The sequence below is a fragment of the Streptomyces sp. NPDC093149 genome, assembly GCF_044754145.1.
Taxonomy (GTDB): Bacteria; Actinomycetota; Actinomycetes; order Streptomycetales; family Streptomycetaceae; genus Streptomyces.
In genome coordinates this window covers 39,606-58,068 of the sequence record NZ_JBIVON010000019.1, presented here as the reverse complement: position 1 = coordinate 58,068, position 18,463 = coordinate 39,606, and the positions used below count along the sequence as shown (strand labels likewise).

Below are 18,463 nucleotides of genomic sequence, written 5' to 3'. Positions count from 1 at the left end.
TGGAGGTGGAGGTTCGGATCGCCGGCTGATGTGCCGCGGGGTCGCTCCACGGCAGCCTGCTGGCGTGATCGAACTACAGCAACTGACCAAGCGTTATCGCGACACCGTCGCGATCGACAGACTCAGCTTTACCGTCCGACCCGGCCGGGTGACGGGTTTCCTGGGCCCGAACGGGGCCGGTAAGTCCACCACCATGCGGATGATGCTCGGACTGGACCGCCCCGACAAGGGCCATGTCCGCTACGACGGCAAGGCCTATCACGAGCTGCGTGAGCCGCTGCGGCACGTCGGTGCGCTGCTGGAGGCCAAGGCCGTGCAGAGCAGCCGCACCGCCTACCACCACCTGCTCTGGCTCGCCCAGACCAACCGGATCGGCCGCGCCCGGGTCCGCGAGGTGCTTTCGATGGTGGGGCTGGAGTCCGTCTCCTTCCGCCGGGCCGGCGGCTTCTCGCTCGGCATGGGCCAGCGGCTCGGCATCGCCGGCGCGCTGCTCGGCGACCCTCAGGTGCTGCTGCTGGACGAACCGGTCAACGGCCTCGATCCGGAGGGCGTGCGCTGGGTCCGCACGCTGCTGCAGGGGCTGGCCGCCGAGGGCCGAACGGTCTTGGTGTCCAGCCATCTGATGAGCGAGATGGCGATCACTGCCGAGCACCTGGTGGTGATCGGGCTCGGCCAGCTGCTTGCCGACACCAGCATGGACGACTTCATCGCCGCCAACTGCCGTTCCCAGGCGCTGGTCCGTACCTCCGAGCCGGACCGGCTGTTGGGCGTCCTGGCCCGCGCCGGACTGACGGCGCACCAGGAGGAGCGCGGCGCCGTGGTCGTCGACGACGCCGGAACGGAGAAGGTGGGTCGGATCGCGGCCGAGGCCGGACTCGTCCTGGGTGAGTTGGCCACCCGTACGGCGTCCCTGGAGGACGCTTTCCTCCGCCTCACCAGTGACGCCGCTCAGTACCGGGCCGGAGCCTTCACGGGAAGGAGCGGGCATGTCCGCTAACTCCCCGACGGCCGTGGTCCGGGCCGAACTGACCAAGATCCGGACGGTCCGGTCGACGCTTGTCCCGCTCTTCGTCGCACTGATCGTCAGCATCGGGATCGGCGTGCTGAACGGCGCCTCGGCCCGCTCGGCGATCGACAAGGGCAGCAGTATGCTCCGCCCCGACTTCAATCCGGTGGACGCCGGCTTCGTCGGCGTCCAGTTCGGCCAGTTGGCCTTGATCGCCTTCGCGGTACTGCTGGTCTGCGCCGAGTACGGCAGCGGCATGATCCGCACCTCGCTCGCCGCGGTACCCAGCCGCGGCCTCTTCTACCTCGGCAAGATCATCGCCGCCACCACGGTGGCCCTGGTCGTGGCGGTACCGACCTCCTTCCTCGCCTTCCTCGCCTCCCAGGCGGCCCTGGGCCCGCACGGCGTCGAGCTGAGTCACCCCGGAGCGCTTCGCGCGGCTTTCGGGGCCTGCCTCTATCTGACCCTGATGTGTCTGTTCTCGCTGGGTATCGCGACGATGCTGCGCAGTACGGCGCTCGCGCTCTCGCTGCTGTTCGCCTTCGTCTTCGTGCTTTCGCCGGTGGCCAACGTCATCCCGGCGCTGCGTACTGCCGCCCGTTACCTGCCTGACCACTGCGGTGCCGAGGTCATGAGGGCCGATCCGGACCTCAGCCCGGGAACGGGGCTGCTGATCCTCGCTGCCTGGGCCGCCGCCGCCCTGCTGGCCGGCTATCTCACTCTGCGAAGCCGTGACAGCTGAACGATGCCCAATCGGCCCCGCGCGTGGTGCCTCATCCTGCCGGGGCCGCCGTCACGACCGGTCCTTCCTTCCCCGTCCCGGCCTGACAGGCCGTCTGCACCAGGGCAGAGTCTGTCCGCGCCGGTGCTCGGCCGATCGGGGCCTTCGCAGCCGACCTGTCCGACTCACCCGCGACAGAGCCAAGAAGTCCACTGACCCCTGGTCATCGTGGAGGAAACGTCGGTTGGCACGCGACGGCCACCGCCTGGCGTGCGCGCTCGGGCATCGGCGCGTGGTGCTTGGCTGGCACGCACGGGACCGGGGCCGGCTTTGAGCGCCTTCGTCCCGTCGAGCCACCGCAGTCGGTGGCTCGACGGGACGAGGTGGCGCCGGGGCCTAGTGCCGTGACCGGCAGTGTTTGCCCCGTGGGGAGTGTCGTCCAGTGCGTGCGATCGCAAGGCGGCCGGAAGTCCTTGTAGCGGAGCTACCAGGACTTTTGGCCGACGCCGCGAGCGTGCGTGCTGGACGGCGCGACGGGGCAAAGCTTGCCGGGAGAGGCACTAGTTGCCCAGACCTGCCGGGATCCTCAGCATCACCGAGCTGGACCAGGCGGCGTTCGGGCCGCCCTCGCCGTAGACCATCAGCTGGTGCTGATCGTTGATGTCGAAGCTGTAGGTCGGCGTGAATCGATCACCGGCAGAGAGCGGCACCATGCCGGACAGATCCCAGAGCCGTCCCTGCGGGTCCCACATCGCCGACACCGCGACGTCCGGGAAAAGTTCGACAGTTCCGAGGATCCACCCGTCGTCGGTGACCTTCTCGCCGGTCGCGTTGTATCCGTAGTCGGCAAGGCGCCGCATTCCGCCGGCCTTGGTCCACACGAACGCGTCGTCCCCGCTGGTCCCCACGATGGTCCCGGAGGCGTTCACATCGTTCGCCTGGGCCGAATACTGTCCCGGAAGCGTGCCGAGATCCTGAATATGACCTGACGTCGCTTCCCAGGTGACCGCGTGCGGCACATGGCCATCGGTGTGCGAGGCACCGACGATCGTTCCGGCATCGTTGATGGCGCGCGGCTGGGTTCCCGTCAGATCCGAGGACAGGTGGGCCAGCTTGCTGAACGTCCCATCCGGCGTCCGTACGAACCCGTCACTGTAGCTGTGGTTCTTGCCGTCAGACTCCTTGACGATTGCTTCGGAAAATCCGGTGACCACCTCCTTGTTGTTCACGGCGGTCGCATAGCCGCTGGAATAGGGCCGCCAATCCGGGACGCCGAGCACGGTGAGCGATCCGTCCTTGGCCCATTGGGCGGGAAGAGTGCGCAATGCGCTGTCCGTCGCGATACCGACGGCGATCTGGCCGTCATTCAGGTCCAGAGCCGATCCGTACCTGCCCCCGGCGAGATCCAGGTTGGTGAAGCCGTCGGCGGCCGTCCAGCTGGTCGGCGTCATCCTGGAGTTGTACTGGCGATCCCCCGCGACTACGCCGCTCTCATTGAGAGCCGCGCCGACGAATGGCGGGGCCCACGCGACCAGATCGAGTTCGGGGACATCGACAGTGGCGATCGTGACGTCCGCCGCCCCGATGATCGTGCCGTGCTCGTTGGCCACTCGGACCCGGCCGACCATGGGATCCTTGGTCAACTGCCGAGCGCCGACGATCATTGCCCCGTCGACCGGCATCGACTGGCCTGTGGCAACGGTGTACTTCGCGTCGGATTTCGGCGTGATCGTGCCGAGGCCCTTCGAGTACATCTCTTGGTGGTAGTCGAACGTGACGTTGTCTCCGGGCACGGCGACTCCCGCGACCACGACGAAGTACGTACCCGGCTGTGGATCATCGATGACGATGTGCTCGGGCGAGTTCCCGGTCGTGGTGCTCTGGCCTGTCGGCTTGCCGTTGAAGTACACATAGAAGTCCAGATCGGCGGCGTCTCTGGGCGTCAGCGTCACGTCGAGCCGGGTCGTCCGACGCGGAACATAGAGCATGTTGGACGTGATTTCGCCTTGCGAGACCGTCGAGAACAGATTGCGGACATCGCCGATCTCGCCAGTTGCGACATGGGCGATCGCGGGGCCAAAGGTGTTCGTCCCCGTCGAGCCGACATTCGTCGGCGAGTTCATCGTCACCTTGTCGACTGTGACGGTCCCCGGATCGAACGACATGCCCTGCAGTGAAACCGTCGCTGTGTACGGGTTCTGTTCGACCGGGGACGTCCTGCGAGACTCGATCACGAACTCCCAGATGCCGGGTTTGGGTCGGTACACCGGTCGTGCGGTGGCGTTGCAGTCCGTCGGGTCGGTGTAGTTGGTGTAGCAGTGGTAACTGGCGTTGGATTCTGCGGGCATGCCGTCGGGGTCGATGGGCAATGCGCGGACCTGGCTGCCGTCGGCGAGGCCGCCCAGGGTCAGTTGCAGTGCTTCGACGCCCTCGGGAACGGGTACCAGCAGCGAGGTGGTTCCGGTTCGGCCGAGCGTGCCGGAGCTGGTGACCGCGTAGTCGGGTTTGGCCAGCGGCTTGGTCGCCAGCACGGTGACGGCGACGAACCGGTCGATGCCGCCCGTCGCCGGGTCATCAATGGTCAGGATCGCGCTGTGCACGCCGGAGGTCGTCGCGGTCGCGGTGACCGTGATATCGGCCGCCTTTCCGAGCTGCAGGGGCATTGCCGCGCGGGCGCTGAACGTGCCGTCGTTGCCGATCCAACCGATCCGGTGCATGACGTTCCCGGCGGCACCGCTGGTCCGGGTGACGCTGACCTTGTAGGTCTTCTGCGCACCGGTCACCTGGCCGCCTTCCGTTGGCAGACAACGGTTGTAGATGCCGACGCCGGTGTTCGGGGTCGCGAGCAGGCCGGACAGCGAACTGCAAACGGGAGCCGACACGGTGAGTTCATTGGTGCTGATGCCGGCGCTGAGCTGCTTCCAGGCCGCGGCGGTGTCGATGATGCCGGCGCCCTGCGCGACGGTTGGGACGCCGGGGATCGGGTCGGCGGTGCCGGTCAGGGCGGTCTTCAGCGCCGCCGGGTTGACCGTCAGCGAACGGGCCTTGGCGGCCGACAGCAGCAGCGCCGTCGCTCCGGCGACCTGCGGGGCCGCCATGGAGGTGCCGTTGGCCATGCCGTACCCGGCCGGCAGCGAATACCCGGCCTCGGGGACGGCTTCACCGGACAGCCACATCGGGATCGAGGAGATGGCGGCGCCGGGCGCGGACACCTGCGGCGCCATCGCCCCGTTCTCAGCGGGGCCGCGGGAGGAGAAGCCGAAGATGCCCTGCTTGGTGGCGACCTTCGACCCGTAGTCGGCCCACCATGTGCCGGAGCTGACGGACGCGGAGACCGAGATGGCCTTGCCCGCCACGGACGGCGAGCTGACGGTGTTGGTGCCGAGGCCGTCGTTGCCGGCGGCGATGACGATCTGGACGCCGTAGTTGTCGATCAGCTTGTCGTAGAGCGCGGCGATCACGTCGGAGCCGTCGTTCAACGCGGGAAGCCCACCGATGGACAGGTTGACGACGTCGACATGGCGATTGGTGACCAGGTCGATCATGCCCTCGGTCAGTGCCGCCTGGGTGCAGCCACCGCCCCAAGTGCAGGCGCGGGCGGACACGATCTGCGCGCCCGGTGCGGCGCCGTGCATCCGGCCGCCGAACATCGACGTGCCGGCGGTGATCCCCGCCACATGGGTGCCGTGCGAGGCGACCGGCAACCCGACAGACACGTAGTTCGCGGTCTTGCCGACGTTGCTGCCGCCGAGCGGGGAGAGATCGACGTTGTCGCGGTACTCGACGACGAACGGGATGCGCTCGTTCTGCGGTGTTGCGGGGTCGTCGCTCCCGAAGTGGCCGACCTGGCGGTCGACCGCGAACGGGGCCATCGGTGTCTCGTCGGTGAGGTCCTGGTTGTTGTTGCCGTCGACCCAGATCCTGTGTGTGGTCGGGTCGTACAGAACCCCGTAGAAGTCCAGGGTGTCGCCGTCCCGGTTGAGGTCGCCCTCGAAGTCGCTCCCGGCCGTCGCACTCTCGTAGAACACGCCGAATTGGAACGTGCCCTCCGGGATCGTCCAGGTCTTGCCCAGGTAGCTGAACGTCGGCCCCGTCTTGGTGGTGGACATCCGCACCCAGCTGCCGTCGCGGTCGGTGACCGGATCGGTCTCGGTTACCCAATCGACAATCTTGGGTTTGCCGTCGCTGGTCGTCTGTAGCGCGGGATGCTCGACGTCGATGCCGGTGTCCAGCACGCCGACGACCGTGCCGCGCCCGTCCCAGGCCGGGTTGTCCTTGACGAAGGCCTCGGCGCCGGTCTCGTTGATCGGCAGGTACGGGTTGTCGGCGGGCGTGTCCGCGCCGGGCGCGGTCGGCCTCGCGGCCTTCGTTGCGGCCGTCCTCGCACCCGCGGCGCCCAGATCCGGGCCCGGGATCTTGTATGTCCGGTTCAGGTCGATCGCCGCGACCGACCGAAGGCCGGCCAAGGTGGTCACGCTGTCGGTCGGGACGGTCGCCCGGATGTAGCCGACCTTTCCGGTCACCGAACCGACGGTCCCGCCGGCCTTCTCCACCGCGGCGACGACGTCCTCAGTCGCGCCCTTCCGGGCCAGCATCAACACGGTGACAGACTTCTTCTTCGACGCCTGCGCCTGCTGCAGCAGCCTGGTGTCGGCGTTGCCCAGCTTCTCGGCCGCAGTATCCGACAGCGAATCGTCGGTCAGCGGCTGGAACCCGTCTGTCTTCCCCGCCCTGTAGATCGAATCCGGGTCGTCGAGCCCGGCCCGGTCGTCGAGCCCGGCAACGGGCGACCGACCCGGCCCCTGTGGCCCGTCGGGATCAGCGGGTTCGGCCTTGCTCGCGCCGGCACTCTCGGAGCCAGTCGGGCTGGTCGGGTTGGCGGCTGCGGCCGCAGGCCCAGTCAGCGCCGCGGCAATCAACACGGCCGACGCCGCGGCAATCACACCTGTTCGTCTTCCTCGTTTCATCGTGCTCCTAACCAAGGAGTGAAACATCACCGTGCGGCCAAGCCCGCAGACACGAGAACACCTGAGCCGCCTGGCCAATCTCACAGTCGGGTCCGGGCAGGATCAACGGACCGAGTGGGGCGGATGTGGGCCATGGCGGAATGCCGCCACGCTCGGGTCTGCCGAACGAGCTGTGCAACCAGGGTGGTTGGGCCTACTGACGGGCTGCGGAGAGGCGGCCGTCGAAGGTGACGTCGAAGGCGTTGAGTGCGGTCTTCCAGCGCATGGTCCAGCGGGCCTGGCCCCTGCCGGTGGGGTCCGGGGACTTGATGGCCATGTAGACGCGCTTCAAGGCGGCGGTCTCGTTCGGGAAGTGCCCGCGGTCCTTGACCGCCCGGCGGATCCTGGCGTTCACAGACTAGTGCCGTGACCGGCAGTTTTTGCCCCGTGAGGAGTGTCGTCCAGTGCGTGCGATCGCAAGGCGGCCGGAAGTCCTTGTAGCGGAGCTACCAGGACTTTTGGCCAACGCCGCGAGCGTGCGTGCTGGACGGCGCGACGGGGCAAAGCTTGCCGGGAGAGGCACTAGATCGCGTTCGTCGTACAGACGATGCGATGGATCTCGGTGTCGAAGCTGAGGAACGGAGTGAACTCCTCCAGGCGTTCTCCCAGAGCCGGACGATCGCCGGATACTTCCTGCCCCGGGCATCGGCGAAATCAGCCAACCGCTCCGGTGCGGCTTCCTCGGTCGCCGCCGTATGGACGGGCTTGAGGAAACACGCGATCTTGTCCCAGGCCTGGCGGGCGGCATAGCGGAAGGAGTTCCGCAGCAGGTGACCCGCGCACGTCTGGACGGTCGCTCGCGGCCAGACGGTCTCGACCGCTTCGGTAAGCCCCTTGACTCCGTCACAGACGAGCATGAGGACGTCATTCAGGAGTTACACCGAACGATTTACAGTCTCCGCAGAAGTCCGTGGAGGAGTGTTGGTCAGGGCATGGGGTCGCCAAGGTAGGGGCCGAAGGCGTAGTCCACGGTTTTCTCGGGCGAGCCGAGAGGGAGTCCAGGCAGGCACGACGCGGAAGCCAGGAGAAGTCGCGATTGTGGGGGCCGGGTCAGGACGATGGCCCGGCCCCCGTCGTTCCTAGAGATCGAGTTGGTACTCAAATGTCGTGCGCATTGGCGCGTAGCCGAGCGCGTCGTTGATGTGCCGCATGTACGGGTTGTTGTCGGCGGTGTCGGTGAGCAGGCCGCCAAGGTCCGGGTGTCGCTCGTGCGCCTGTCGGATCGAGGCGGCCTTCATCCAGCGGCCGAGGCCGTGCCCGCGGTGCTCGGGCAGGACACCGGTGCCGTAGTGCTGGCCATCACCCTTGCCGTCGCCGGGGACGACGAGTTCGGTGAACCCGGCGATCGAGCCGTCCGACTCGTCGATGGCAACAACGGTGTGCAACAGGTCGCCACGCTTTTCGATGACCGCCGCTGCGGCCCGGACCTGGGCCAGGTCCCAGGTCACCGTGCCGAAGTCGGTGCTGCCCATCGGCATGTCGTCCATGGCGCGGCGCGACGCGACAAATGTTTCGGCGAGGCCGTCAGGGACCGTACCCTCCCATGACGCCAGCCGATAGCCGGGATGTGGCTGTTCGGTGATCTCGGCGAGAGCAGTGATGTCCGCCTCGGCCAACGGCAGCCGGGTGAAAGTCAGGGTCATGACCCTGCGGAAGCCCCGGGCCGTCAGGAACCGGTCGCCTGCGGAGCCGGCCTCGGCCTGGGTGATGACACAGCGCCGGCCGTCCTGGCGTGCGGCGGCGACGGCCGCTTCCAGGAGCCGGGAGCCGGTGCGGTTGCGCCGCTCGGCCGGATGGACGTGGAGATCCAATTCAGCGAGGTGCTCCTGCCCGGCCCTGGTGAAGAGACGCAGGAATGCCGACCCGACGGGGATTCCATCGGTGTCCGATGCCAGCCACGCCAGGCGGTGGCTGGACAGGCCGCGGTCGGGATCGGTCAGCGCAGTGATGCGAACGGGCAAGGTGTCTCCGTCGTAGAGAGGGGGAAGGTGTCGTGGTTGCGGAATGTCGCATACAGTCCGGGCCGTGCGTTGCCGGGTCAGGGCCCGGGGCGACCTGACCTGGTGGGGCTGTCAGGCGTTCTCGGGTCCGGACGGGGCGACCCACTCGACGAACTGGACGATCACGCCGTTGGGGTCGGTGACCTGGAAGAGGCGTTCGCCCCAGGGCTCCTCGCGCAGCGGCATGGTGATCTCGACACCCTCGGCGCGCAGCCGCTTCTCTTCGGTCTCGATGCTGGTGCTGGTGAAGGCAAGGATCAGGCCGGAGGCGCGCTGGTCGCGCTGGTCGGCTGGCAGTACCTCGATGCCGCGCCGAAGCAGGACGATGTCCACCGCGGCGTCGTCGCGCGACAGGGAGGCGAATCCATCAGCAGCCGCCTGCTCGACGTAGCCGAGGTGGGTGGTGAAGAACCGCTGGGACGCGGCGACGTCGTCGACGGTGAGCGAGACGGTGGACGCGGTGATCTGCAAGACGGTTCTCCTCATTGGTTCGGTGAGCCTGTCGCCGCCGGTCGGCGAGGCGGTCGGGCGTGGCCGTCGGTGCCGTTGCGGGTGCGGGTCAGTAGCCGCCGCGGCGCGGCAGGCTGCGGACGGGCGGGGTGATACGCCGGGCGCGGGCGGCGGCCATCTGGGCGAGCAGCCGCCCGTCACGGCGGCGCGGCGCTGCGGCCGTCGCCCCCGGCCAGGACCTCGCCGAGGTCGATGGTGGGGGCGGATACCGCGGTGCGGTTGAGTTCGAGCATGGGCTCTCCTCTTCGTTCCGTCGTCGCAAATTTACGACAGAGATAAAATTATCCTGCAGATCTCACGAGTGTCAACATAAAAATACAACGGAGGTAAGATTGCCTCATGGCTACCGACAGCACATCGTCCGCGCAACCTGCCGGCCTGCGGGAATCCAAGAAACAGGAGACCCGGCAGCTCATCTCCGACCATGCCACCCGCCTGTTCATCGCCCAGGGCTTCGAGCAGACCACCATCGCCGAGATCGCCACCGCCGCACGGGTCGCCAAGAAGACGGTGACCAATTACTTCGCGCGCAAGGAGGACCTGGCCCTGGACCACCAGGACGCGTTCATCGCCTCCCTGGCGCACACGGTGACCGCTCGACGGCCTGGCGAGTCCGCCCTGGCGGCACTGCGCCGCGCCTTCGCCGCCGCCGCCGCGGCCGCCGACCCGGTCTCCGGGTTCTCCGGCCCTGCCTTCGCCCGCATGATCGCCGACAGCCCCACCCTCACGGCCTGCCTGCGCGGCCTGCACGACCAACGAGAGAGCGCCTTGGCCCAAGCTCTTGCCACAGCCACCGACGCACCGCCGGACGACATCACCGCCCGGACCGCCGCCGGACTGCTCGGCACCGTCCACCGCATCCTGTTCCAGCGCATCCAGGACCTCACCCTGGCCGGACACCCCGAGCACGAGATCACCGAAACCATCACCGCGGAGGGGAACAGTGCCTTCGACATGCTCGAAGCGGCGCTCACCCACTACGCCGTCGCCTGAACACCCCCGGCTCCGCGGACGGTGTGAGGATGCCTGGTTGTGCAGGTGAGTTCTGGGAACGTTTGCCGAGATCTTCTCGCAGCTGAGCCAGAGCGCGTGGGGCTGTGGCCAGCGCGGCCCTGAGTGATGCACAGGCGTCGGAAATGGTGACGGCCGGCTCGGCGGCGAGGAGTACAGCTACCTTGTTCCACAACTGGCCGTAGCCCCGCGGTGACATGTGGGATCACTGTCATCGCGGGGACAACCCGTGATGTCGAATTCGGCGAACAAGGGCGGGGCGAACAGCGACCTGAGCCGGCTGCGCGGTCCTCACGAATCGGCCCTTCACCCGGATCTCCCGGCGTCATCTGAGCTGTCTGACACAGGAGTTGACCCAACCGTGGCAGGCCGCAGACGAAGGCCTGTGGGGCTCGGAAAGTCGTCGCTGCAGGCCCCGCGGAGTCCGGTGGTCGGCCTGCCAAGAGACGAATCGGGTGTACAAGTCCAAGGCACCGCGCAGCAGACCGCCCGCCGCCCCCAAAGGATCAACGTCGGGACGTCCACGGTCCCCCTGGGTAACGGCGCTCCCGCCTGGTTGCGAGCTTCCGGACCCGGGATGAACGTAAAGCCGTCCGCCCGCCCGTCACGGGGAAGGGCTCGCTCGTGGAGGAGAGCGTGCTCGCGTACGTGGAGCCCGGGGTGGCTCTGTACGCGAGAAGGCAGATGTTCACCGCTTTGCGAGGCAGTTCCGAGGGCCGCGGCGTTCGAATTGTTCACGGGATGCGGCAGCGCCGGTTCCCGGTGCTCAGTGGCGGTACGCGGCTGTCGCGATCTCGACGAAGGGTCGGATCAACGGGTTGGTGTCACCTTCGTTCCACACCGCGACCACTCGGCTCGGCGCCATGTCGATCAGCGGTACCGCGGCCAGCTCTGCGGGCAGGTCGTGTCCGAGCGGGGCCAGGCCGACCGTGCCGTTCCACAGCACGGCCTGCAGGCATTCCTGGACGGCGCGCACCACTGGGCCCTCGCGCGGCCGGCCGCCGTTCCAGTACGACTGCCAGATGGGGTCGGTGCCCTGCGGGAACTGGAACCAGCGGCGGTCACTCAGCTCGGCCAGCCGCAGCCGGTCGCGGCGGGCCAGCGGATCGTCGGCGCGCAGGACCACGCCGACCGGATCGGTTCGCAGCGCACGCACCGTCAGGGCAGTCTCGTCGAACGGCGCCCGGGTCAGGGCGATGTCGACCAGCCCGGCGCGCAACCCGCATGTCGGGTCGGTCAGGTCGGTGTCGCGGATGCGGATGTCGATGCCGGGGTGGCTTCGGCGGTAGGCGGCGGCCAGCCTGGACACTCCCGGGTCGGTGCCATCGCCCAGGATGCCGACAGCGATGGTCGCGACGCCGGCCGCCGCGCTCACGCGTACACGGACGCGGTCGGCGTGGTCGAGTAGGGCCCGCGCCTCGTCGAGCAGCACCGTGCCCATCGAAGTGAGCGTGACGCCGCTGGGCGAGCGAGTGAAGAGCAGGGCCCCGACATCGGCCTCCAACTGCTTGATCGCCCGGCTCAGCGGCGGCTGACTCATGTGCAGTCGGGTGGCGGCCCGGCCGAAGTGGAGTTCCTCGGCGACCGCCACGAAGTAGCGCAAGGTCCGTAGCTCCACGCTGCAACGATACCCGTGGGGTATCGGCGCTGCGGGATGGGTCTTGGACACTGGCGGGATCCCGGCGGTGTACTCGTGAGCATGACCGAAGAAGCGAAGACCAGCGAGCCGCAGGCCGACCCCGCCGTATCGGTGGTGGGTCCCGGCGACGGCGAGACGATCGTTCTGGGCACCACGCGCATGCGCGTTCTGGAGGACGGCAGCCACACCGGGCACCGCCTCGCGATCGCCGAGTCCGTCCTCGCCCCGCACACCCAGGGACCGCCGCAGCACCGCCACGCCCAACACGACGAAGGCTTCTACATCCTCTCCGGCACCGTGCGGTTCACCGTCGGGGACAAGGACTACGACGCCACCACGGGCACGCTCGTGATGGTTCCGCCCGGTACCCCTCACACCTTCGCCAACCCGACCGACCAGCCTGCCGTCATGCTCAGCACATTCACCCCCGACCTGTACGTGCAGTACTTCCGAGACCTCCAGGAGGTGCTCGCCGACGGCCGGCCGCTGACGCGACAGGCCAACATCGACGCGATGAGCCGCTACGCGACCGAGCCCGCCACCGGCCTCGCCTGAAGTCGACGAATGGAACGGCCCGGCCGCCCTCCTTTCGACCGCGGGGCCGTGCCACTCCCGTCCTCCGGCGGGTCCGACCCTCGGACGACGGACCATGCCTTCTCCAGGGCTCTTCTGGCCATCGACGCAATCGAGGGCCCCGTGAACCGGTGGCCCATGAACGGGAACCATGAACATCGCCTATTGGATCGTCGCGGGACTGCTCGCCCTCTTCTACTTCTACGCAGGCACGCTGAAGGTGATCCGCAGCCGCGATCAACTCCGGCCGATGATGGCCTGGGTCGACCGCATACCCTTGCCCGCCCTCAGGGCGCTGGGGACGGTCGAAATACTCGGCGCGACCGGCCTGGTCCTGCCACCGCTGACCGGCATCGCGCCCTCGCTGGCACCGGCCGCAGCCACCGGCTTCGTCCTCCTGCAGACTGGTGCGATCGCCGTCCACCTGACCGGCGAAGACCGCCGGATCGCACTCAACGTCGGGCTCACCGCCACCGCGGCCATGACCATCTGGCTGGCCACCAGGCTGTGATCGAGCACAGTCCTCGACCGGAGGATGCAAATCCGGGGCCAGCCGCCCCACGGCCGCTGTCATTTCTCATGAACATCGAACACGCCGCCATCCACGCGCTGCTCGGTGAGGCGTACATCTGCTGTCGCAACTCGTGAACAGAGCCACCCGGGTTGACCGCGCATGGGACGTACATCGGGTGATGGCTACAGCGACAACGCGAGCACAACGTCTGACAGAAGCTGACGGGCGGGCAGCGCGCTCCTGGAGGCGACCGGCGTCGTGCCGCTGCCCTCGGAGCAGGAGGCGCCCACGAGGCCGCCCAAGGCCGGTTCCCGCCGGAGGTGGCCGCGATGGCTCAAAAGGTCGCCGGCGCGCTCGAAGTTCCGGAGCCGGCCGCGACGTGACCGGAGTCGGACCGTCGCTGGACAGCGCGACTCCATAGCCGGGCCGCGGGGATGTCGTGGCCGATCCCCCGGAACCCATGGCGTGTTCGGGCGCGGGGTCAGACATGCGAGGCTTACTGACGTGCGAACCCATACCTTCTTGCTGACCGTGGCGGTATCACTCGTAGCGGTGCCCAGCATCGCCGGATGTGCCGCTGAGAGTGCCACATCCGGCTCTGACGATTCCAACATCCAACATACGAACCTGCCCGTCTCGGGGGTGCCGGATTACCAGCTCGGCCAGCCGTACACACCGCCCGCCGGGGTGACGATCGTGGAGCGGGACAGCACTGCGCACCCGGCGGAGGGCAAGTACAACATCTGCTACGTCAACGGGTTCCAGACCCAGCCAGAAGACGCTGGCCTGTGGAAGTCGAAGTACCCGGCCGCGATCCTGAGGGATTCCGACGGTAACCCTGTGTCCGACCCGGGCTGGCCGGATGAAATGCTCCTCGACACCACGACCACAGCGAAGCGCGCCACGATCGCGAAGGTGTTGACGAAGTCGATCGCCCGTTGCGCCGACCGCGGGTTCGACGCCGTGGAATTCGACAATCTCGACTCGTGGACCCGGTCGCACGGGGCATTGACACGGTCCGGGAACCTCGCACTGGCGAAGTCGCTCGTGCGGATCGCGCACCGCGACGGGCTCGCCGCCGGACAGAAGAACACCCCTCAACTTGGTACCTCCGGCCGGAAGAGCACCGGATTCGACTTCGTCGTCGCCGAGGAGTGCGTCAAGTATCAGGAGTGCGACGCGTACACGAAGGCGTACGGCAAGCACGTAATCGACATCGAGTACTCGGACAACATCGGACGGAAGTGGTCCTCGGTGTGCGCGCTGAAGAGTCGCCCAGCGATGACGATCCTGCGCGACCGCAACCTGGTGTCCCCGACGAAGAAGGCCTACGTCTTCGAGCGCTGCTGACGCATTTGGCCGGCCTTGCATACTTCGGTCCATTCGTGTGCGTGGCCTCCCCGCCGCCCCACCCAAGGAGGGTCGTCCAGGACCGTCTCCGGGTCGGCAGTCCCCGCCGATTCCAGGACCACGACGAGATTGTGGTCGGAGTGCGCCGGGCCGAGGATCTCGTCGCGCCCGTACCGGTGCACTGCTCCCCCTTCCAGGTTCACCCGGGGCCGGTGCCTGGACCAACCGGTCCCGGACCGGGGGCTACTGCCGTTTCTGGCCGTGCGCCTCCGGGACGGAACCGCGGCCATGGGTTACTGCCTGTCGGGCGGAGTCGATGAGGGGACGCAGGTCACGGCGTCGGCACGGCGCGGGACTGGTTGGTGGAGCGGCAGACCGCTGCGACACACGAGCTCAGCCGTCGTTCTTTCCCCTGAGACCGAGGCCGCTCCGCAGGATGCTGCTGGCACGGCGCTCGAGCTCCCGGTATCGGATCGTCGCGGTCGACCAGCGCGGGAACGGCGCCGGCGAGCGCCGCCTGCGGGACGTCTCCCGCGCAGCCTGCGTCGTCGGCGTCTTCACCATTGTCGATCAGCCGGCGCTGTCGCGGCCCGTCCTGATGCGTGGTCACAACGGCACCAAAGTCGGACCCCGCGCATGGCCCTCGATCCACAGTTCCTGACAGGGCTGGCCGCGGGCACCACCCCTACTTGGTCGTGTGCGTGGGGTAGACCTCGACGTCGGTGTAGGCGCCCTTGATCTCCCCCGCGCCCGCGGGCCACTTCAGGTTCACGGTGTGGGTCTCGTTCGGGGGCGTCACCAGGATGTTGGTCGGGGACGCGAGGCTGCCGCCGGTGGTGTCGATGTCGTAGGCGAGGTTGAAGACAGCGGCGTCGCCGGGCTTCAGGGTGGTGATACGCGGCTGGGCGTGGCCGCGCTCGATGGGGTTCGAGGTGTGGTCGGCGTCCTTGATGTCGACGCCCGCGAAGCCCGTCGCCGAGCAGGTGGTCGAACCCCGGTTGATCATGGTGATGTCGATCCTGCCGGAGTCCTTGTCGGGTGCGGCGTCCCTGGCGTCGATGGCCAGGTCCTCCGTCTTGCAGAACGTGACCTTGCCGCCGGTCGTCGTCGCGCCGTTCGCGGCTGTCTCTGCCTTGGTGCCCTCACCGGAGCCCGACTTCGCGTTTCCGGCCCCCGATCCGCCGGAGCCCGAGCTGTCCTCAGACTTCGAGCCACTGTCCGAGGACGAGGACGACGAGGACGAGGACGAGGAGCCCTTGGAGGACGAGTCCTTCCCGGAGCTGTCGCTGCCACAGGCGGTGAGCGAGAGGGTGGCGGCGACGCCGATGGCAGCGAGAGCAGTGATACGGGTGTACTTCATGGTGTTCCCCCGGGAGTAGCGCGGTGCGTGTGGTCGGAAGTATTTGTATCTCGCACGGAGTCACGGGCGGTCCTCCGCGACGTCTTCGTTCTGTCACAGGCGCATTGACCGGGCGGTCCGCCAAGACGGGCGTCACCGCACGGTCACCGGCCTGGCCCGCCGGGAACGCGCGCCGACTCGGCTCGCGCATCGCGCAGGCCTGCTGCCCGACTGCTTCCGCGATGCCCTGGTCGATGTGCCGGTCCGTCCGGGTGGCCCGGTGAGCGGCGAGCGCCTGCTGAAAGCCGGGCGATGCCATCTCCCGCGTCCTCACCGGGCTCACGGCGACGTGGGTCGGGGCCACCAGAGCAACGTCGACCGGCTCGGGTACGGGTACGGCGCCGGGCGGCAGGATCCGCAGGGCGCGAACGAGATGCGGCCCGCTGCCTTGTTGGCGATCTCGATGACCCGGGTCTGCTCCAGGCGGGCCTTCGTCGCCCACGCCGACGACTCCGGGCACACGGTGAGCCGGCCGGAGTCCAGGCCGAAGCCGACGACCGCGACGTGCCCGGCCAGCTCGGGTGCCATGGCGGCCCGGTGCAGACTCCTCTGATTCCCGCACGACGCGTTCCGGGACCGGGTACGAGCGGCCGGAAATCATCGCATTACCGGACCTGCGGGGTGGGGAGGATCCGACCGTCATCAACAGAAGGTGATCGGACGGATACATGCGGAAAGCGCGCTTCGAGAATGCCCTGCAAGAGCTTCAGAAGGAGCTGGCCGAACAGCTGGGGAGCCGGCTGAAGCCTGTGACGGACGGGCAGGAAGCGATACGCCAGCAGTACCTGAAGATCCTGGAGACCGTCCAGGCAGGCGCCTCCGGGCTGCGCGAGGAGAACCGGGAGCTGCGCCGCCGCCAGGAGCAACTGATCTCGGACGTCGCCGAGGCACGGCAAGACGTGTCAACAGTCCGCACAGAGCTCGCCCAGGCACTGCTTGCCGCGCCTTCTCCCCCGCCGGAGAACACCGCCGCACCGGCGGCCGAGACCCGCCCCCTGTCTGACACCGACGCACCTGCCGAATCCGAAGAGGAGCCCATGAACCACAGCGAGCCCAGACCGGTCCCTCACGCCTCCGCCATCCGTCCCGCCGGGGCCGGCCCCGAGACCGGAAACGGCCAGGAGGCGCTGAAGCGGGCGGCGGCAGCCGCGTACCGCGGCGCGGCACCCGCCGCGCAGTCCGGCCCGTTGATCCCGCCGCAGGACCGCCACCAGGAGCAGCCCTCCGCCGAGGGGCTCGCGCCGGAGGTGCAGCACGGTGTCCGGCTGATGAAGGCGGCCGGTGTCGCTCTGGCGGAGCTCGTGTGCCACCGCGACACATGGGAGTACCTCACCGGCCTGAGCACCAACCAGACGCACTTCCGTACCCCGCCCAACGTCGATGACATCAAGGACGGGCGCGTACGCGTCGCTCTGTCCGGGCGGTCGCTGATCGCTCTCCTGATCGCCCTGTGGGACACCCGGGACGAGGCCGAGTTCCTCACCGCCGACTGGGCCCTGGCGGCCACCGCGTACGACCGGTTCGCCAACGAGCTCGACACCGTCGACAGAGGAACCCAGCACACGGTACGCATCACGCTCGACGACGGCGCACCTGTCGCACAGCCCGAACTGGCTGGGGCCGTCGCGGGGGCAGGCACACCGGACAAGTGACGGGGGCGGGGCGGTGATGGCGGGCGGTGGTGCCGGCCGCCGCCCCACGTCGGCCCGGTCCGGGCGCGGGCTCGGTATCAGGAGACGACACCAGCGACGAGTAGCCCAGACCACCACCGAGAGGGCATGCCGACGTGAACGAGGCAGACCCCGCTGAGGCCGTCACCGTCCACCGTCCACACAAGGGCCGGGGCCACAGCAAGCAGACCGCTCCGCCCCGTCCCGTGCTCGTGGCACCGCCGAGTCCGTATGGCCCGGCGATGGCGACCTTCATACAGCACGATTGACCGGGCGGCTCCTGACGGTCCGCCACGGCGTTCGGCGTGTGCGATCACCGCATGTGCCGAACGCCGCGGCGTTGTCGGGTGCGTCCGGGAGGACGCTCCTTCTGCCGCGAGGTCGCTCGGAAGCCGCCTCGGTCAGAGGTCAGTCGAAGAGGGAGAGGTCGATGGATTCTGCGAGGGCGGCATAGCCCGCGTCACTGCCGTGGAGGTTGTCGCCCGTGTGCAGGTCGCTGCGGATGCGGCTGGGATCGACGGGGTCGCGCCAAACTGCGTCAAAGTCGAGTACACCGTCGAAGGTGTCGCTCGTGCGGATCCATGAGTTGACCTGCTCGCGCGCCTTGTCACCCTCGGCTGAGTACATTTCCGAGCTGCCGTAGGGGGCGATGGTCGCGGCGTAGACCTTCACGCCGTGCGCGCGGGCGCGTGCCGCCAGCTGGAGGTGGGCGGCGATGATGTCGTCGACGCCGACGGGTGAGCCGGGGAACATCGAGAGGAATCCGGCGGTCTCCTCGGTGCGTGGGGCGAAGGAGAAGATGAGGTCGTTGCCCACGGCGATCACCACGTGGCCGAGGCCGGGCGTGGCGAGGATGTCGCGGTCGAAGCGGGCGAGGGCGGCGGCGCCGATGCCGTCGGTGAGCATGCGGTTGCCGTTGATGCCCTGGCTGACCACACAGAGCGCCTGTCCGCCGCGGGCTGCCAGACGTTCGGCGAGCCCGTCCGTCCAGCGTCGGTCGGTACCGGGGGTGGTTCCCATGCCATCGACGCGGGAGTCGCCGATCACGGCGATGGCCCGGGTCG

15 protein-coding genes and 2 pseudogenes are annotated in these 18,463 nt (G+C 68.4%); 8 read left to right on the top strand and 9 right to left on the bottom strand.

Annotated features, from left to right (window positions below; translation table 11 throughout):
• Nucleotides 1-64: 64 nt before the first annotated feature.
• Both ACIQCZ_RS35785 and ACIQCZ_RS35780 read left to right on the top strand, forming a co-directional pair.
• Nucleotides 65-997 (top strand): ATP-binding cassette domain-containing protein, encoded by a 933-nt coding sequence (locus ACIQCZ_RS35785; RefSeq protein ID WP_402289062.1) that lies wholly within the window; start codon nucleotides 65-67, stop codon nucleotides 995-997.
• Nucleotides 987-1,748 carry an ABC transporter permease gene (locus ACIQCZ_RS35780; RefSeq protein ID WP_402289060.1) on the top strand — a complete coding sequence of 254 codons (762 nt, stop codon included), beginning with the start codon at nucleotides 987-989 and terminating at the stop codon, nucleotides 1,746-1,748. Before ACIQCZ_RS35785 ends, ACIQCZ_RS35780 begins: the two co-directional genes overlap by 11 nt.
• A gap of 539 nt (nucleotides 1,749-2,287) precedes the next feature.
• Here ACIQCZ_RS35780 and ACIQCZ_RS35775 read toward each other — a convergent pair.
• The 5 genes and pseudogenes from ACIQCZ_RS35775 to ACIQCZ_RS35755 all read right to left on the bottom strand — a co-directional run bounded on the left by ACIQCZ_RS35775 (nucleotide 2,288) and on the right by ACIQCZ_RS35755 (nucleotide 9,204).
• On the bottom strand, nucleotides 2,288-6,670 hold the full coding sequence (locus ACIQCZ_RS35775) for a S8 family serine peptidase (protein WP_402289058.1): 4,383 nt from the start codon (nucleotides 6,668-6,670) through the stop codon (nucleotides 2,288-2,290).
• 217 nt (nucleotides 6,671-6,887) lie between these two features.
• Nucleotides 6,888-7,096 (bottom strand): annotated as a pseudogene (locus ACIQCZ_RS35770) (transposase); the annotation flags it as partial.
• Between the two features lie 162 nt (nucleotides 7,097-7,258).
• A pseudogene (locus tag ACIQCZ_RS35765) lies at nucleotides 7,259-7,605 on the bottom strand (transposase); the annotation flags it as partial.
• 207 nt (nucleotides 7,606-7,812) lie between these two features.
• Nucleotides 7,813-8,694, bottom strand: coding sequence for a GNAT family N-acetyltransferase (locus tag ACIQCZ_RS35760; protein ID WP_402289055.1), 882 nt, complete (start codon nucleotides 8,692-8,694; stop codon nucleotides 7,813-7,815).
• A 111-nt stretch (nucleotides 8,695-8,805) separates the two neighbouring features.
• The gene (locus tag ACIQCZ_RS35755; protein ID WP_402289053.1) at nucleotides 8,806-9,204 is read right to left on the bottom strand and encodes a VOC family protein; all 399 of its coding nucleotides are present in this window, start codon (nucleotides 9,202-9,204) and stop codon (nucleotides 8,806-8,808) included.
• A gap of 378 nt (nucleotides 9,205-9,582) precedes the next feature.
• On the opposite strand from ACIQCZ_RS35755, the gene ACIQCZ_RS35750 reads away from it, so the two are divergent.
• The gene (locus tag ACIQCZ_RS35750) at nucleotides 9,583-10,236 is read left to right on the top strand and encodes a TetR/AcrR family transcriptional regulator (protein ID WP_402289050.1); all 654 of its coding nucleotides are present in this window, start codon (nucleotides 9,583-9,585) and stop codon (nucleotides 10,234-10,236) included.
• 784 nt (nucleotides 10,237-11,020) lie between these two features.
• On the opposite strand, the gene ACIQCZ_RS35745 is transcribed toward ACIQCZ_RS35750, so the two are convergent.
• Complete coding sequence (locus ACIQCZ_RS35745) at nucleotides 11,021-11,872, bottom strand: LysR family transcriptional regulator (protein ID WP_402289048.1); 852 nt, start codon at nucleotides 11,870-11,872, stop codon at nucleotides 11,021-11,023.
• An 81-nt stretch (nucleotides 11,873-11,953) separates the two neighbouring features.
• On the opposite strand from ACIQCZ_RS35745, the gene ACIQCZ_RS35740 reads away from it, so the two are divergent.
• From ACIQCZ_RS35740 to ACIQCZ_RS35725, 4 genes are all read left to right on the top strand, one after another.
• Nucleotides 11,954-12,448 (top strand): cupin domain-containing protein, encoded by a 495-nt coding sequence (locus ACIQCZ_RS35740; protein ID WP_402289046.1) that lies wholly within the window; start codon nucleotides 11,954-11,956, stop codon nucleotides 12,446-12,448.
• A gap of 169 nt (nucleotides 12,449-12,617) precedes the next feature.
• A complete protein-coding gene (locus ACIQCZ_RS35735) occupies nucleotides 12,618-12,977 on the top strand; it encodes a DoxX family protein (protein WP_402289044.1) in 360 nt (119 codons plus the stop codon).
• 507 nt (nucleotides 12,978-13,484) lie between these two features.
• On the top strand, nucleotides 13,485-14,330 hold the full coding sequence (locus tag ACIQCZ_RS35730; protein WP_402289042.1) for an endo alpha-1,4 polygalactosaminidase: 846 nt from the start codon (nucleotides 13,485-13,487) through the stop codon (nucleotides 14,328-14,330).
• Nucleotides 14,331-14,766: 436 nt separating this feature from the next.
• Nucleotides 14,767-14,991, top strand: coding sequence for a hypothetical protein (locus ACIQCZ_RS35725; protein WP_402289040.1), 225 nt, complete (start codon nucleotides 14,767-14,769; stop codon nucleotides 14,989-14,991).
• A gap of 24 nt (nucleotides 14,992-15,015) precedes the next feature.
• On the opposite strand, the gene ACIQCZ_RS35720 is transcribed toward ACIQCZ_RS35725, so the two are convergent.
• Both ACIQCZ_RS35720 and ACIQCZ_RS35715 read right to left on the bottom strand, forming a co-directional pair.
• On the bottom strand, nucleotides 15,016-15,690 hold the full coding sequence (locus tag ACIQCZ_RS35720) for a DUF4232 domain-containing protein (protein ID WP_402289038.1): 675 nt from the start codon (nucleotides 15,688-15,690) through the stop codon (nucleotides 15,016-15,018).
• A 318-nt stretch (nucleotides 15,691-16,008) separates the two neighbouring features.
• Nucleotides 16,009-16,257 carry a DciA family protein gene (locus ACIQCZ_RS35715; protein WP_402289036.1) on the bottom strand — a complete coding sequence of 83 codons (249 nt, stop codon included), beginning with the start codon at nucleotides 16,255-16,257 and terminating at the stop codon, nucleotides 16,009-16,011.
• Nucleotides 16,258-16,397: 140 nt separating this feature from the next.
• Here ACIQCZ_RS35715 and ACIQCZ_RS35710 point away from each other — a divergent pair, with 140 nt between their 5' ends.
• Nucleotides 16,398-17,381: a hypothetical protein gene (locus tag ACIQCZ_RS35710; RefSeq protein WP_402289034.1), complete on the top strand. Its 984-nt coding sequence runs from the start codon at nucleotides 16,398-16,400 to the stop codon at nucleotides 17,379-17,381.
• A gap of 426 nt (nucleotides 17,382-17,807) precedes the next feature.
• On the opposite strand, the gene ACIQCZ_RS35705 is transcribed toward ACIQCZ_RS35710, so the two are convergent.
• A complete protein-coding gene (locus tag ACIQCZ_RS35705) occupies nucleotides 17,808-18,446 on the bottom strand; it encodes an SGNH/GDSL hydrolase family protein (protein WP_402289031.1) in 639 nt (212 codons plus the stop codon).
• Between the last annotated feature and the right edge of the window lie 17 nt (nucleotides 18,447-18,463).

Coding starts and splice junctions, on each gene's coding strand:
- ACIQCZ_RS35710 (WP_402289034.1), top strand. CDS start 16,398: ATGCGGAAAGCGCGCTTCGAGAATGCCCTGCAAGAGCTTCAGAAGGAG.
- ACIQCZ_RS35750 (WP_402289050.1), top strand. CDS start 9,583: ATGGCTACCGACAGCACATCGTCCGCGCAACCTGCCGGCCTGCGGGAA.
- ACIQCZ_RS35725 (WP_402289040.1), top strand. CDS start 14,767: ATGCTGCTGGCACGGCGCTCGAGCTCCCGGTATCGGATCGTCGCGGTC.
- ACIQCZ_RS35780 (WP_402289060.1), top strand. CDS start 987: ATGTCCGCTAACTCCCCGACGGCCGTGGTCCGGGCCGAACTGACCAAG.
- ACIQCZ_RS35715 (WP_402289036.1), bottom strand. CDS start 16,257: ATGGCACCCGAGCTGGCCGGGCACGTCGCGGTCGTCGGCTTCGGCCTG.
- ACIQCZ_RS35735 (WP_402289044.1), top strand. CDS start 12,618: ATGAACATCGCCTATTGGATCGTCGCGGGACTGCTCGCCCTCTTCTAC.
- ACIQCZ_RS35720 (WP_402289038.1), bottom strand. CDS start 15,690: ATGAAGTACACCCGTATCACTGCTCTCGCTGCCATCGGCGTCGCCGCC.
- ACIQCZ_RS35740 (WP_402289046.1), top strand. CDS start 11,954: ATGACCGAAGAAGCGAAGACCAGCGAGCCGCAGGCCGACCCCGCCGTA.